This is a genomic window from Idiomarina sp. ST20R2A10 (genome assembly GCF_051842345.1).
Lineage (GTDB): Bacteria > Pseudomonadota > Gammaproteobacteria > Enterobacterales > Alteromonadaceae > Idiomarina > Idiomarina loihiensis.
On sequence record NZ_JBNIEY010000012.1, the window covers coordinates 21,748 to 35,716 of the forward strand.

At 46.2% G+C, this 13,969-nt stretch carries 16 protein-coding genes and 1 tRNA gene; 12 read left to right on the forward strand and 5 right to left on the reverse strand.

Going from position 1 to position 13,969, the window contains the following annotated elements; all coding sequences use genetic code 11:
* Nucleotide 1: 1 nt before the first annotated feature.
* On the reverse strand, nt 2-1,507 hold the full coding sequence (gene pepA / locus ACP7H9_RS12995) for a leucyl aminopeptidase (protein ID WP_011235176.1): 1,506 nt from the start codon (nt 1,505-1,507) through the stop codon (nt 2-4).
* 133 nt (nt 1,508-1,640) lie between these two features.
* Here pepA and lptF point away from each other — a divergent pair, with 133 nt between their 5' ends.
* Both lptF and lptG read left to right on the forward strand, forming a co-directional pair.
* On the forward strand, nt 1,641-2,750 hold the full coding sequence (gene lptF, locus ACP7H9_RS13000; protein ID WP_439222886.1) for an LPS export ABC transporter permease LptF: 1,110 nt from the start codon (nt 1,641-1,643) through the stop codon (nt 2,748-2,750).
* Entirely contained in the window at nt 2,750-3,820 is a 1,071-nt protein-coding gene (gene lptG, locus ACP7H9_RS13005; protein ID WP_011235174.1) for an LPS export ABC transporter permease LptG, read from the forward strand. The genes lptF and lptG overlap by 1 nt, the downstream gene beginning before the upstream one ends.
* A gap of 22 nt (nt 3,821-3,842) precedes the next feature.
* Here lptG and ACP7H9_RS13010 read toward each other — a convergent pair whose 3' ends face one another.
* The gene (locus tag ACP7H9_RS13010) at nt 3,843-4,352 is read right to left on the reverse strand and encodes an RDD family protein (protein ID WP_110013986.1); all 510 of its coding nucleotides are present in this window, start codon (nt 4,350-4,352) and stop codon (nt 3,843-3,845) included.
* A 220-nt stretch (nt 4,353-4,572) separates the two neighbouring features.
* Between ACP7H9_RS13010 and ACP7H9_RS13015 the strand changes: the two genes are divergently transcribed.
* Nucleotides 4,573-4,658 (forward strand) — tRNA-Leu (locus tag ACP7H9_RS13015).
* Between the two features lie 69 nt (nt 4,659-4,727).
* Here the strand turns inward: ACP7H9_RS13015 and ACP7H9_RS13020 are convergent.
* Complete coding sequence (locus ACP7H9_RS13020; RefSeq protein WP_011235172.1) at nt 4,728-5,315, reverse strand: hypothetical protein; 588 nt, start codon at nt 5,313-5,315, stop codon at nt 4,728-4,730.
* A gap of 37 nt (nt 5,316-5,352) precedes the next feature.
* On the reverse strand, nt 5,353-5,709 hold the full coding sequence (locus ACP7H9_RS13025) for a hypothetical protein (RefSeq protein WP_439222887.1): 357 nt from the start codon (nt 5,707-5,709) through the stop codon (nt 5,353-5,355).
* A gap of 194 nt (nt 5,710-5,903) precedes the next feature.
* Here ACP7H9_RS13025 and rnr point away from each other — a divergent pair, with 194 nt between their 5' ends.
* The 9 genes from rnr (at nt 5,904) to dnaB (ending at nt 13,492) form a co-directional block, all read left to right on the forward strand.
* The gene (rnr, locus tag ACP7H9_RS13030) at nt 5,904-8,213 is read left to right on the forward strand and encodes a ribonuclease R (RefSeq protein WP_439222888.1); all 2,310 of its coding nucleotides are present in this window, start codon (nt 5,904-5,906) and stop codon (nt 8,211-8,213) included.
* Nucleotides 8,210-8,956: a 23S rRNA (guanosine(2251)-2'-O)-methyltransferase RlmB gene (gene rlmB / locus ACP7H9_RS13035; protein WP_011235170.1), complete on the forward strand. Its 747-nt coding sequence runs from the start codon at nt 8,210-8,212 to the stop codon at nt 8,954-8,956. Before rnr ends, rlmB begins: the two co-directional genes overlap by 4 nt.
* Nucleotides 8,946-9,377, forward strand: coding sequence for a hypothetical protein (locus ACP7H9_RS13040; RefSeq protein ID WP_011235169.1), 432 nt, complete (start codon nt 8,946-8,948; stop codon nt 9,375-9,377). The genes rlmB and ACP7H9_RS13040 overlap by 11 nt, the downstream gene beginning before the upstream one ends.
* A 137-nt stretch (nt 9,378-9,514) precedes the next feature.
* Nucleotides 9,515-9,865, forward strand: coding sequence for a 30S ribosomal protein S6 (gene rpsF / locus ACP7H9_RS13045; RefSeq protein ID WP_011235168.1), 351 nt, complete (start codon nt 9,515-9,517; stop codon nt 9,863-9,865).
* Nucleotides 9,866-9,889: 24 nt separating this feature from the next.
* A complete protein-coding gene (gene priB, locus ACP7H9_RS13050) occupies nt 9,890-10,189 on the forward strand; it encodes a primosomal replication protein N (protein WP_011235167.1) in 300 nt (99 codons plus the stop codon).
* Between the two features lie 10 nt (nt 10,190-10,199).
* Nucleotides 10,200-10,427 (forward strand): 30S ribosomal protein S18, encoded by a 228-nt coding sequence (gene rpsR, locus ACP7H9_RS13055; RefSeq protein ID WP_011235166.1) that lies wholly within the window; start codon nt 10,200-10,202, stop codon nt 10,425-10,427.
* A 41-nt stretch (nt 10,428-10,468) separates the two neighbouring features.
* Nucleotides 10,469-10,921: a 50S ribosomal protein L9 gene (gene rplI, locus ACP7H9_RS13060; RefSeq protein ID WP_011235165.1), complete on the forward strand. Its 453-nt coding sequence runs from the start codon at nt 10,469-10,471 to the stop codon at nt 10,919-10,921.
* A 121-nt stretch (nt 10,922-11,042) separates the two neighbouring features.
* Entirely contained in the window at nt 11,043-12,002 is a 960-nt protein-coding gene (locus ACP7H9_RS13065; RefSeq protein ID WP_110013989.1) for a DUF4097 family beta strand repeat-containing protein, read from the forward strand.
* 95 nt (nt 12,003-12,097) lie between these two features.
* Nucleotides 12,098-13,492, forward strand: coding sequence for a replicative DNA helicase (dnaB, locus tag ACP7H9_RS13070; RefSeq protein WP_011235161.1), 1,395 nt, complete (start codon nt 12,098-12,100; stop codon nt 13,490-13,492).
* Between the two features lie 6 nt (nt 13,493-13,498).
* Here dnaB and ACP7H9_RS13075 read toward each other — a convergent pair whose 3' ends face one another.
* Nucleotides 13,499-13,969 carry a chemotaxis protein CheX gene (locus ACP7H9_RS13075; RefSeq protein ID WP_011235160.1) on the reverse strand — a complete coding sequence of 157 codons (471 nt, stop codon included), beginning with the start codon at nt 13,967-13,969 and terminating at the stop codon, nt 13,499-13,501.

Here is a 13,969-nt window from a genome sequence, read left to right on the forward strand (position 1 = left end):
TTTATTCAGCTGCCTCGGTGTTGCACCGGTTAATTAAGAACTGAGTTAACAGTGGAACCGGGCGCCCCGTTGAACCTTTGTCTTTACCACCTTGCCAGGCAGTACCTGCGATATCCATGTGCGCCCAGTTGTACTTTTTAGTGTAACGCGAGAGGAAACAGGCAGCAGTAATAGTACCAGCTTCACGACCGCCAATATTCGCCATATCCGCGAAAGGACTGTCCAGCATCGACTGATACTCGTCCCAAAGCGGCATGCGCCAGGCTTTATCGCCACTTTGCTGGGCTGCATTCAGAATTTCGTGTGCTAGCGGGTTGTGCTGGCTGAGCACGGCAGAAGCATGACTGCCTAAAGCAATAACGCAGGCGCCTGTGAGAGTCGCTAAGTCAATCACCGATTCAGGTTCAAACCGCTCAATATAAGTGAGGGTATCGCACAATACCAGTCGGCCTTCTGCGTCAGTATTGAGTACTTCAACGGTTTGGCCGCTCATCGTGGTTAATATGTCACCCGGGCGGTATGCTTTGCCATCTGGCATGTTCTCACAACCGGCGACCGTGCCAATAACGTTAATAGGTAGCTGCAATTCGGCCAGAGCCTGCATGGCACCTAAAACACCAGCTGCGCCGCCCATATCGTATTTCATTTCATCCATATTGGCGGAGGGCTTAATTGAAATACCGCCAGAATCAAATGTCAGACCTTTACCAACCAGCACAATGGGAGCTTGATCATCGGCTGCGCCTTTATAATGCATTAATGTGAGTACTGACTCATGCTCGGAACCCCGGCCTACCGCTAAGTATGCATTCATACCCAGCTTTTCCATTTCGGCTTCTTCAACCGTGGCAACCGTTAAATTGTCGTAATTATCAGCCATTAATTTGGCTTGATCGGCCAGATAACGAGGCGTGCAAATGTTAGGCGGCATATTTGCTACGTTGCGGCAAATATCCATTCCGGTTGCCACGGCTAATGCATGCTGCACAGCTTGTTCGCCCAAAGCCAGTTCTTTACGGCTTGGAACGTTAAAAACCAATTTGCGTAACGGGCGGCGAGGCTCTTCTTTTTTACTTTTGAGCTCATTAAAGTTGTACAATGTTGCCCGTGCAGACTCTACCGCCTGGCGAACTTTCCAGTAGGTATCGCGACCTTTAACGTGCAGTTCACTAAGAAAGCACACCGCTTCCATTGAACCTGTTTCGTTCAAAGTGTTCATAGTACGAGCGATAATCTGGCGGTACTGACGCTCATCGAGTTCGCGTTCTTTACCACAGCCGACCAGTAAAACTCGTTCGGCAAGAATATTCGGGACATGATGTAACAGCAAAACCTGACCGGATTTACCTTCGAGGTCTCCGCGGCGTAATAGGTTGCTTAAATAACCATCACTGACTTTGTCTAATTGTTCGGCAACGCCAGACAGACGACGAGGTTCAAATACGCCAACAACGATACAAGCAGAGCGTTGTTTTTCCGGATTACCACTTTTGACGCTGAACTCCATGACAGTGCTCCTGTTTCAGGTGGCTTCAATGCCTGCTATAGTTTCGCTATAAAGACACTTTGTTGTTAAAATAACAAGTTTACTTAAAAATCACAGCTATTCCAGTAAAAACCTAAGTTATGAGTGAACGCCAGTGCGCATATTCCGATATTTGATCAGTGAAACCTTGAAGTCGCAGCTTGCTGTGCTTTTTATCCTGATGACAATTTTTGTCAGTCAGAAATTTGTCCGTGTGTTATCGGATGCGTCAGAAGGGGACATACCGGGCGCTATTATTTTTCAGCTGTTGTCGTTGAACCTGCCGGCATTATTGTCACTTATTTTGCCTCTTAGCCTGTTTTTAGGGATTTTACTGGCTCACGGACGTATCTACGCCGACAATGAAATGACCGTTTTGCACGCTTGTGGCGTCAGTGAGTGGTACGTAACTCGAGTGACTCTGGTGCTCTCACTGATTCTGGCTATTATCACCGCGTCTTTTACTTTGTGGCTGGTGCCATGGTCGCTTGATCAGGAGCAAAAACTAGAAGATAAAGCTCGTTCAGAAAGCGGACTTACCGCGCTTATGCCGGGGCGATTTCAGCAAGCCAGCAACCAGAAGGCGGTTATTTTTGTACAAAGTGTTGGCGATGAGGGTGATTTGGAAGAAGTTTTTGTTGCGCAGCATACGCACAATCAGGGCGAGTTACAGTCTGGTAGTGTGGTGATGGCCAAAACCGGCAAAGTGATTAGTGAAACAACGGGATCGCAGTGGCTGGAACTGGGCCAGGGAAAACGTTATGCCGGCGATGATGACAGCTATCAGATGATGTCGTTCGACAGTTATCAATTGCAAATTAAAGAGCAGCAGGCAAGTGAGCAATTAAGAAAACTTGAGGCCTATCCAACTGTTGAACTGTTATCGCGAAAGGAACCTGCAGCGGTTGCAGAATTGCAGTGGCGTATTGCTATTCCGTTGGCAATGCCACTACTGACACTTATTGCTGTGCCGCTAAGCCGGGTAAACCCGCGTCAGGGCAAATTCGGAAGAATGGCGCCGGCTCTGCTTATTTATCTGGGATACTTTTTATTGCTGATGGCAGCTAAGTCAGCCATTCGGGACGGCGTTATTCCGCCTATTATTGGCTTGTGGTGGATACATTTCATTTTGCTGATTTTTGGGCTGGCTCTGGTAGGTAAGGGGCGTCCGCTCGGATTGAGATTACTGGCAAACTTGCGCTTTGGCGCTGCGCGGGGGCACTGATGTTTAGTATTTTAGATAAGTACATTGGGCTTTCCGTATTACGGACATCGCTTTTAAGTCTGGCCGTATTAACCGGGCTTTCCTCGTTAATCCGCTTTGTCGAGCAGCTTAAAGCGGTGGGTCGCGGCGACTACAATGTTATGGATGCGGCACTCTTTGTGTTTTACAGCCTGCCGCGTGATGTTGAAACTTTCTTTCCAATGGCCGCTTTACTCGGCGGGCTCATTGGCGTGGGGATGCTTGCCAGTAACTCGGAACTGGTGGTCATGATGGCCGCCGGGCGGTCGCGTTTAAATATTATTGGCGCGGTAATGAAGTCAGCTATTATTATGATGGTCGCGGTTATGGCCATTGGAGAGTGGATAGCGCCGCCTATGGAAGCTCAGGGCCGGGCCATACGTTCACAGGCTATTTCCGGCGGTAGCTTAATATCTGCTCAGCAGGGAGTGTGGGCAAAAGATGGCTCGGACTTTATCAATATTGGCGAAGTAGAGGATACCGGACGGCTTAACGACGTATTAATTTACGACTTTAATGACAATCGTGAGTTGCAAAAAGTAACTTACGCCCGGACCGCTAATTTCAGTGGTGACAAATGGCGCATGCAGCAGGTAACTGTAACTCAGCTTGATGATATCCGAATGTTACGTGATGAAAAGCCTAGTATGGTTTGGCAGTCGAGTTTAACGCCGGACAAACTTGGAGTGGTGACTATAAAACCAGAGTCGCTTTCTATTACCGGGCTGTTGGACTACTTAACCTACCTGGAGAGTAATCAGCAATCTGCGGAGCGCTACGAGTTGGCTTTATGGCGGAAACTTTTCGCGCCGATAACGGTAGCGGTTATGCTGTTGGTGGCCTTGTCTTTTATTTTTGGCCCGCTGCGCTCAACAACAATGGGTGCCCGAATATTACTTGGTGTTATTACTGGTTTTGGCTTCCATGTGAGTAATGAAATTTTTGGTCCGTTGGCTCAGGTTTATCAAATTCCGGCTATTCTGGGAGCTTTATTACCCAGTATTTTATTTGCCGGAGTGGCCGTTTACTTTATGCGGGGGCGTACGGCCTGACAATTGGCCGTACTTCTATAGGCTAAAGTTCATTCCAGTAGAACAGCTGATTTGCTTCTTTTGAAAGCGTGACAACTTCGGTGCCGGCAGCGTAATCATGCCAGGCTCGTTTGTTTTTAAAATCTACCAGAACCCAGAGGTTTCCAAGGCCTGCACAACAAGTAATCAGCCTGATAAAAACCTGGCGATTAGTCAGCCTCGAACCATCACGGTTTTGAAGTTTCAGGCGCCACGCGCGCATACCTAAGGTTTGACCCGAACGTTTCCAGAACCAGCCAAAAAATAGCGAAACAACGGAAAGAAGATACAAGCTGTACCAAGGTCCCTGGGCTAACCAGGCGGCGTGATCCATCCCTTCGGGCAGCACTAACCAGTCAAAAGCAGTCAGCAGCGCGGCAAAGAGTAAAGCCAAAGCTGAAGCGAGCATAATAATAGCTACGGCGACTAAAAAGTCATAAACCCAGGAGACAAAACGTCTGGGAAAGCCGGCACTGGGGGAACTGGCGTGTAATTTCTGTGCTGCGGAACTCATGTGAAACTCATTTAACTCAATAGTGCGTTAATCATATCACGAGCAAAGCGGGCTGACAGCTACCTCAGTTTTGTGCTCAGCTGTACTCTAGTTGTATAAGGAATCAGCAGTTAGTTGGATTATAAGGTGTTTTAGTGAATTATTGCTTGATTAGAGAGAGTGGACGAGTATAATTCCGTCCCGTTGCTTTGTTATGCAACGCCTTCACCTTATAAAGCATGGCGCTGTGGTGGAATTGGTAGACACGCCTGATTCAAAATCAGGTTCCTTCTGGGAGTGACGGTTCAAGTCCGTCCAGCGCCACCAAGTTTTTCCCTTCGTAGTTGGTACTGAAGATGCCAGAAGCGCAAAAGCACTTCTGACATATAATTGATTTCAGTCAATGACCTCATGATGATTTATCGCTGAAATAATTTCCGCAAAAGTTGAGGGCAGGTGATAAACGTTTACTGACTCCCCTGTTAATTCAGCTATTCTAAGAGATGACACTACGCCACAGACTTCTCCATCGTTAATCACGAGAAGAAAGTCGCGGCCACTGGCTTTGAGAGTTGCCGCTGCGTCACCGATTTTAGCTTTCTTTAAGTCCTCAAGTCTTACCTGTGGTAATGCCACCAGAGGTAACATCAACTCTTTTACTGCCAATTCCCGCCAGCCAATTTGCTTGACGGTACTTAGCTGAGTTGCTTTGCGTCCGTGAAGCTCACGCAATGCCAGTAAACCTGTCATTTCATCACTTTGATTTTTTATGCAGGCGTAGCGGAGGTTGGCATTACGAAGCTTTTGCTCTGCGTCGCTGACCAGAGTGCTCTCCTTTATTTCTAGAGGAGATACTTTTGTGAAATCATCAACAACATGCGTAGCACTATCGTGCCAGCTAATTAACGGTTGATGCTCATAGTTGTGGTGTATTGCAATTTTATCGGCTGCAGAAGACCATTGAATTTCTTTAAACTCACTCATGACAAACTCCTTTAAAAATTAAAAAAATACAGAATTTTTAAAGGTGAGCGGGTGGCCCCCGGACGAGATGCCAATTCCATTGGGTAAGCTTCGGTTCGCTTTTCTCCTGAGATAGAGGAGCAAGCGCTAAGACGTTTTGAAAAACTCGTGAGGATGCGTCGATTGCTTTATCGAATTCGGGATCTTCTGCCTGGATTTCAGATATAGGCGATGACAGGTCTACAATGAAAACAGCGTTGGAATTTTGCTGTGACGCTAGCTGTTTTTCACTAATTTCGCCAGATGCGGCGTAGCTGGCTGTACTGAAAACGATGAGTAATAAACACAGCAATACCCGATAGCTCCACTGTTGGAGCCCGTTTAATTCGGTTGTAGTTGCTGAATATTTTTGCATTTTTTGATCTTCGTAAATGTTCCAGTTCTCAAATTAGAGTATATAAGACGATTCGACAACTCATTTTTTTACCTATTAAGTAGTACATGGGTACGTTTTGTTCAAAATACAAGCTAAGCACTGACATTATGACTTTCAGCACGTATACTGTTGCCCATCGGTCCTCCTTAACCGTGCAACTACAATAGGATTCTATGTCAGATAATCAACAGAACAACAGTACGCCAGAATATGAAGTTGAAATTCCGGGCCGTGAGCAATTGCTTGAACTTGTAACCTCAAACAGTAAACCGGTTCAGTTTGATGAGTTCATTCGTCACTTTGGTTTAGATGATGAGCGCCAGGCAATTGGTTTGAAACGGCGTTTGCGCGCGATGGAGCGCGACGGACAGCTTATATACAGCAAAGCGAATGCTTATGGTCTGCCCGAGCGTATGGATTTGATCAAAGGTCGTATCATTGGTCATAAAGATGGTTTTGGATTTTGTCAGACTGAAGATGGCGGTAAAGACCTGTTTATCCCGCATCATCAAATGTATTCAGTTTTGCATGGTGATCGCGTACTGGTTAAAACCAGTGGTAAAGATAGCCGAGGTCGCACCGAAGGGCGTATCGTTAGAGTTACAGAGCCCCGCGACAGTAATATTGTTGGCCGTTACTTCGTTGAACATGATCTGGGTATAGTAGTACCGGACGATGGCCGTATTAGTCAGGATATTCTTATTCCTGATGCGGATAAAAATGGCGCACGTCATGGACAGCTTGTGGTCGTTGAAATTACCCGACGTCCAAGTCGCCGAACCAGCCCAATTGGTCGTGTCAGCGAGGTGCTGGGTGAACATATGGCACCAGGCATGGAAATTCAGGTCGCTATTCGTGAGCACGATATTCCTACCGAATGGCCAACTGAAGTTGACGAAGAGCTGAAAAAATATAGCGAAGAAGTGCCAGCCGAGGCTTACGAGGGCCGTAAAGACTTACGTGACCTGCCGCTTATTACTATCGATGGTGAAGACTCTCGCGACTTTGATGATGCCGTTTGCTGCGTGCAGGAAGAAAAAGGCTGGCGCCTTTGGGTAGCAATTGCCGATGTGTCTTACTATGTTCGTCCGGACACCGTTCTTGATAAAGCCGCAACAGAACGCGGTAATTCAGTTTATTTCCCCAGCAATGTTATTCCAATGCTACCGGAAAAACTGTCTAATGGTTTGTGTTCATTAAACCCCGATGTCGACCGTTTGTGCATGGTTGCAGAAATGGAATTGGGACCTCGTGGAAAACTCAAGTCCACAGAGTTTTATCCGGCAGTAATGAAAAGCCATGCGCGACTGACTTACAATAAAGTTAAAAAGCTACTTGATGGCGATGAAGAACTGCAACAGCAGTACCAGCATGTCATGGACAATGTGCAGGAACTGGAGCTACTTTATAACGCATTAAGTGCAGCTCGTAAGCGCCGCTCAGCTATTGAGTTCGATACGCAGGAAACCCGCTTTATTTTTAATGCTCAGCGTAAAATTGAGAGTATCGAACCGGTTAAACGTCATGTTGCTCACAAAATTATTGAAGAGTGCATGATTATGGCAAACGTGGCCTCTGCTCAGCTTATTGAGTCAGATAAAGAAGTTGGCGCGTTGTTCCGCGTGCATGAAACTCCGGCTGATGAACGATTGAACAACTTCCGCAGTTTTCTTGGTGAACTGGGTCTGAACCTGGAAGGCGGTGATGAACCATCTCCGAAAGACTATGCGACTTTGCTTGAGCAAGTGAAAGATCGTCAGGATCATGAACTGATTGAAACCATGTTGTTGCGCTCTATGCAGCAGGCGGTATATCAACCAGAGAATAAAGGGCACTTTGGCTTGGCATTGAAGTCTTACGCGCACTTTACCTCACCTATTCGTCGTTACCCGGATCTTATTTTGCACCGCGCGATAAAAGCAATTTTACGCAAGAAAAAAGGTGAAGAGAAAGGCTTAGTGGGTGCATGGGCATACTCTGATAAGCAATTGGATGAACTGGGTGTACATACCTCAATGACCGAGCGACGTGCAGATGATGCTACCCGCCAGGTTGACGAATGGCTGAAGTGTGAGTTCATGCTAGACCATATTGGTATGGAGTTTGAGGGCGTTATTTCCTCAGTCACCAATTTTGGCTTGTTCGTGCGCTTAAGTGACTACCAAATTGACGGTCTTATTCATATTAGTAACCTCGACAACGACTACTATCACTTTGATCAGCAAAAAGGAATGCTAATCGGAGAGAACAGCAACAGCGTTTTCCGTCTGGGTGATAATGTGAAAGTCAAAGTGAAAGACGTGAATCTGGACGATCGTAAAATTGATTTAACTTTGCTGGAAGCGACGAGTCCGGGTGGCCAGAAACGAAATATGCCAGCTAAAGGTTCAGGCAAAGGTAAGAGAAAAGGACAGTCTCGTGGAAAAGGCGGCCAGCGGAAAAGCGGTAATCGCAGCAGCAATAAGGGACGTAGCAAGTCATGAGTCAAAAAGTGACCGTATTTGGCTTGCACGCGGTGCGGGCCATATTAAAAAATCATCCAGACCGTTTGGTAGAGCTCTACGTTTCTAAAGAGCGTCAGGATGATTCGGTGCGTGACATTGTCAATCAATGCCATGCAACTGGCGTCAGACCTCAATGGGTGCCTAAACAAGCTTTGGAAAAACGAGCGGAAGGCGGTAACCACCAGGGCGTTGTGGCGACCGTTCAGTCGCCGCCTACTTTAACTGAGCACGACTTGCCTAAATTACTGGAACAAAGTCAGCAGGCCGGGTTGTTCTTAATACTCGATGGCGTGACCGACCCGCATAATTTAGGTGCTTGCCTGCGCACGGCCGATGCAGCAGGGGTTACGGGCGTTATTGTACCAAAAGACAAGTCGGCTCAAATTACTCCAACCGTGCGTAAGGTGGCGTCGGGTGCTGCCGAGAACGTTCCTCTTGTTGTGGTCACCAACTTAGCCAGGGCGCTTCGTGACTTACAGGAATTGGGCGTGTGGGCATACGGCACAGCAGGCGAAGCAACTCAATCTGTTTATGATGTTGATTACAGAGGGCCTGTAGCTTTGGTTATGGGTGCCGAAGGTAAAGGTATGAGACGTCTTACCCGCGAAACCTGTGACGATTTAGTCTCCATTCCTTTGTCTGGTAGTGTCAGTAGCTTAAATGTTTCTGTAGCCAGTGGTGTTTGCTTATTTGAGGTTGTCAGACAGCGCAATGGATCTTAAACGTCGCCTTTTGCCTATAGCCATTGCCTTAGCAATGGTCGCAGTATTGTTTGTCAGTTGGACGCCTAACTGGGAATCACCAACCTGGCTGCGTTCAGAGAAACCCTATGTCGCTTTTCATTTTGACGTTGAGGATGACGCAACCCAGTCTGTGCAGAACCTTGCCTTTGATATTAGTAATCGACTGGATGTCAGGCACGAATGGCACAGAGTCGAGGATAGTAATGCTGAATGGCAAGTCACTCTTGTATTCGCTGAACAGCAGGATGCGGTGCAAATTGATGCTACAGCTCGTCGCCAGGGCAAAATCGTAGACAATATTGTGGTTCGTGGCGACAAAGCCGTAGCAAACGAATTGGCCGACCGCGTTGTTGCTTTACTCAGCTCCCGCATTGAAAAAGCCCATAAAAACGCCGATTAATTTGCAATTGGCGTTCATTTTAGTTAGTATCGCGCGGCTTAAATCAGCCATATTTTCATTTTACTGAATGTGTTCCTTGCTTCTATGTTAGTGCGGCTGAGCTAAACTGAGGCTATACGAACCAAAAGGAAACTGTAATGCGTCATTACGAAATCGTATTTATGGTCCACCCGGACCAGAGCGAGCAAGTACCTGGCATGATCGAGCGCTACAGCGAAACGATCAAGCAAGGTGGTGGTCAAATCCATCGTTTAGAAGACTGGGGCCGTCGTCAATTGGCTTACCCAATCAACAAACTGCACAAAGCGCACTATGTTCTGTTGAACATTGAAGCGTCTGCAGAGGTTGTGGAAGAGCTTGAAACTGCATTCCGTTATAACGATGCGGTATTGCGCAATATGATCATGCGCAAAAAAGAATCTATTACTGAGCCTTCGCCGCTGACTAAGCCGAAGGAAGATCGTAAAGGTGACAGTGAAGCAGCGTAAGCTTGCTGACTTTCAATAGCCCTTATGAATCGACTGCATTTAACCGGAACACTTGGCAAAGTACCTAAGCTGGAAACCAGCCCGTCAGGTATTGAGCATTTACAATTAGTGATTGAACATCGGTCTATGCAACCGGAAGCTGGTATGAATCGTCAATCTTATGTGCGTATTCAGGTCGTTTTAAGTGGTGAAGGTTTACAACACTGGTTAGAAAAATTGACGGTGGGTTGTGAAGTTCTGGCAGAAGGTTTTCTGCACCGTCACGAGGATAGCAATGGCTCACCTCGTTTGGTACTTCATGCTCAGCATCTCGAATTGATTTAAGGAGACCATCATGGCTCGTTTTTTTCGTCGCCGCAAATTCTGCCGCTTTAAAGCAGATGGCGTAAAAGAAATTGATTATAAAGATATCGCTACGCTTAAGAACTACATTACTGAAACTGGTAAAATCGTTCCTAGCCGTATTACTGGAACATCCGCTAAGTATCAGCGTCAGTTAGCGCGCGCTATCAAGCGTGCTCGTTATTTGTCACTGCTGCCTTATACTGACTCACATCAGTAAGCTAGCACCGGTTCGATTACCAAAAGTAGAGGTAGCGAGAAATGAATGTCATTTTGTTAGATAAAATTGCTAACTTGGGAAGCCTTGGCGATCAAGTCAGTGTAAAATCTGGTTACGCACGTAACTTCCTTTTCCCTCAGGGAAAAGCAGTACCTGCAACCAAAAGCAACGTTGATCTATTCGAACAACGTCGTGCTGAGTATGAAGCGAAATTAGCGGATCAATTAGCTGCTGCTCAAGCTCGCGCTGAAAAAGTAAATGCTTTAGATGCAGTAACTATTGCTTCTAAAGCTGGTGATGAAGGCAAACTATTTGGCTCTATCGGTACTCGCGACATCGCAGATGCAGTAACAGCTGCTGGCGTTGAAGTGAAGAAGAGCGAAGTATTAATGCCGCATGGTACATTACGTGAAGTCGGTGAGTTTGATATTGAACTGCACTTGCACGCTGATGTATTTGCAAACATTACATTGAAAGTTGTACCGGCTGAATAAGTCGTTACGGTTTTATCAAAAAGCTGCCTCCGGGCAGCTTTTTTTTTGGAAAATTTTCTCCACTAGTGTGATTCTTATGGCAATATGCTGTAACGGCAGAACAAAAGATAGGGAGCGAGAAGTGAATAAAATATTATCCTTAGTTGGACTCATATTACTAGCGATGAGCCCGGTTAGCTTGGCGCAGGAAAAAGTCGATGAGACATTATCTACATCGCCTGGTGCCCGAGTCCTAATTGACAATATGAGAGGAAAGGTCGAGCTAATTACTAATGATAAAGACGAGATACGGGTTGTTGGGACATTGGATGAAAAAGTTGAGCGGTTCATTTTTGAACAGCGGGGAAGTCGCATCCAAATCAAAGTTGAGACGCCACAAGAAAGAGCTTTTAACTTTTCTTCCAATGATAAAGGTTCAGATCTGAAGATATATTTGCCTGATTCTATGGACATAAAAGTGAACGGTGTGTCTATGGAAGTAATTGCTGAAGGATTCAATGGTGGGCTAGAAATTCGACTGGTTAGTGGAAATATAGCCGTTAATCAAATTGCCAATCGCGTATTGTTGAAGACGGTGAGCGGAAATATTGATGCTGAAGAAATAAGCGGCGATGTCCGTTTTGAGACGGTTAGCGGCGATATTAAGGATATAAATAACAGCGCTGACTCCGCGACTTATCAGTCTGTTAGTGGTGATATTGCCAGTCAGTCCGACTCTATTTCTGAATTCACTGCACAGTCAGTTTCTGGTGATATTAGCGCAAAAGTCGGGACACTGACTAAGACCAAAATGACCACGGTTAGTGGCGACGCAATATTAACTGCCGGACTATCCAGGAGTGCGCGTATAGAGGCTAGTTCAGTCAGTGGCGATTTAACTTTTAAGTGGTTAGGTGACATCCACGCAGACTTTAGTATTAAGTCTAATGCTGGAGGTGAAATTACGAACCGTTTAAGCGACAAAAAAGCAACTGAAGCTGAGTGGGGCCCATCCTCTACATTAGAATTCACAGTTGGTGACGGTGGAGCGTCGGTTTCTGCAACAACAGTTAGTGGCGAAATAACACTCGATAAAAATTAAATCGTGCTGTTAGGCGTTGCTTCGCTTTCTAAACAAGAGGGGATTTTGTATAGTAATCCCCTCTTATTATTTCCCTTTGCGAGACAACTTTCCCCATGGCAGAGAAGTCAAAAAAACGCGACGCGTCAATAGAAGCACTGCGCTCGGCACCGCATTCAATTGAAGCTGAACAATCCGTTCTTGGCGGTTTAATGCTCGATAATGATGCCTGGGACAATGTTGCCGGTAGCGTCATCGCTGAAGACTTCTATCATCGTTCGCATAGGCTTATTTTTAAAGCCATGCATGAGCTTGCTCAACGCAGTCAGCCAATGGATTTGGTGACAGTTTCCGAAAACTTGGAAACGGCTGGGGAGCTTGAGCAAATAGGTGGTTTTGCCTACCTTGGAGAAATTGCGAAAAACACCCCCAGCGCGGCAAATATATTAGCCTATGCAAACATTGTCCGCGAACGAGCGGTGTTAAGGGAAATGATTGGTGCGGCAAATGATATTGCTGAGTCAGGTTACGATACTCAGGGGCGAAGCAGCGCCGAATTGCTTGATCTGGCGGAATCAAAAGTCTTTCAAATTGCAGAGAAGCGAGTCAGTTCCAGCGAAGGACCGCAAGGTATCAATTTAATTTTGCAACGCACGGTTAGCCGTATTGAGCAGTTGAGTAAGCTGAAAAACAATAACGGCGTGACCGGTGTTTCTACCGGCTTTACTGACCTCGATCAGATGACTGCAGGCCTTCAGCCTTCTGACCTGGTCATTGTAGCGGCACGTCCGTCTATGGGGAAAACGACCTTTGCCATGAATCTGGCAGAGAATATTGCGCTCAATGATGACCGTCCGGTATTGGTGTTTAGTTTGGAAATGCCCGCAGAGCAGCTAATGATGCGTATGCTGGCGTCACTTAGTCGGGTAGATCAGAATAAAGTACGTACAGGTAAGCTTGAAGATGACGACTGGGCTCGCATCGCGTCTGTCATGAACATGCTAAATGATAAAAATAATATCTACATAGACGACTCATCTGGCTTAACTCCTACCGAAGTGCGCTCCCGTGCTCGCCGGATTCATAGAGAGCATAAGGGAATATCCATGATTATGGTGGATTATCTGCAGCTAATGACGGTTCCGGGCATGTCGGAAAACCGAACGCTGGAAATTGCAGAGATATCTCGTTCTTTGAAGTCGTTAGCGAAAGAGCTGGAAGTGCCTGTGGTGGCGCTGTCTCAGTTAAACCGTTCACTTGAGCAGCGTTCCGATAAAAGACCCGTTAACTCAGACTTGCGTGAGTCTGGCTCTATTGAGCAGGATGCTGATGTTATTATGTTTATTTACCGTGACGAAGTTTACCACCCAGACTCAGCTGAACAGGGCTTAGCTGAAATCATTATCGGCAAACAGCGTAATGGGCCTATTGGTAAAATTGAATTGAAATTCCATGGGCAATTATCGAGGTTTGACAACTATGCCCGCCATGCCAGCGACGAGCGTTATTAGTCGTCGCTATTTGATTTTATCGAAGCATATTTCTATGTAAGCTTTGCCGGCAACGTGGTTGAATGGCATGATTAATTTTGAGCCTTCAGATTTATGAGAAATGGTATGGTCTTTACCTGAAACCACAATTGGAGTAGCCATATCAAAATCGTAACCTTTTTCACCTAGTGTCTTTTTGGCTCCGCCGGTAACCATATTCGTGATTTCGCCGACCATATCACAGACATCTTCGTTAATTGAGTTTGGTAACTCACCTAACATTTTATTCATGATTTCACAGGCCAGATTTTCCTCAAATGAAATTGAGAATGATCCTTTTATCTGTGGGCCCACCATACCGATGACGCCTGATACATCGCCCCGCGCGTACTCATCCTTTTTTAGTTGAGCTTTACCGGGCTTCAATTCCATTTGAGCCATCATCGACAAGACATTTTGCAGTGCTTGAAGAAATGGGTTTACGAACTCGGCATTCAT

Bases quoted from the DNA above. Each gene is read 5' to 3' on its own strand.
- pepA (WP_011235176.1), bottom strand. From the start codon at position 1,507: ATGGAGTTCAGCGTCAAAAGTGGTAATCCGGAAAAACAACGCTCTGCT.
- lptG (WP_011235174.1), top strand. From the start codon at position 2,750: ATGTTTAGTATTTTAGATAAGTACATTGGGCTTTCCGTATTACGGACA.
- ACP7H9_RS13010 (WP_110013986.1), bottom strand. From the start codon at position 4,352: ATGAGTTCCGCAGCACAGAAATTACACGCCAGTTCCCCCAGTGCCGGC.
- ACP7H9_RS13020 (WP_011235172.1), bottom strand. From the start codon at position 5,315: ATGAGTGAGTTTAAAGAAATTCAATGGTCTTCTGCAGCCGATAAAATT.
- ACP7H9_RS13025 (WP_439222887.1), bottom strand. From the start codon at position 5,709: ATGCAAAAATATTCAGCAACTACAACCGAATTAAACGGGCTCCAACAG.
- rnr (WP_439222888.1), top strand. From the start codon at position 5,904: ATGTCAGATAATCAACAGAACAACAGTACGCCAGAATATGAAGTTGAA.
- rlmB (WP_011235170.1), top strand. From the start codon at position 8,210: ATGAGTCAAAAAGTGACCGTATTTGGCTTGCACGCGGTGCGGGCCATA.
- ACP7H9_RS13040 (WP_011235169.1), top strand. From the start codon at position 8,946: ATGGATCTTAAACGTCGCCTTTTGCCTATAGCCATTGCCTTAGCAATG.
- rpsF (WP_011235168.1), top strand. From the start codon at position 9,515: ATGCGTCATTACGAAATCGTATTTATGGTCCACCCGGACCAGAGCGAG.
- priB (WP_011235167.1), top strand. From the start codon at position 9,890: ATGAATCGACTGCATTTAACCGGAACACTTGGCAAAGTACCTAAGCTG.
- rpsR (WP_011235166.1), top strand. From the start codon at position 10,200: ATGGCTCGTTTTTTTCGTCGCCGCAAATTCTGCCGCTTTAAAGCAGAT.
- rplI (WP_011235165.1), top strand. From the start codon at position 10,469: ATGAATGTCATTTTGTTAGATAAAATTGCTAACTTGGGAAGCCTTGGC.
- dnaB (WP_011235161.1), top strand. From the start codon at position 12,098: ATGGCAGAGAAGTCAAAAAAACGCGACGCGTCAATAGAAGCACTGCGC.
- ACP7H9_RS13075 (WP_011235160.1), bottom strand. From the start codon at position 13,969: ATGAATGCCGAGTTCGTAAACCCATTTCTTCAAGCACTGCAAAATGTC.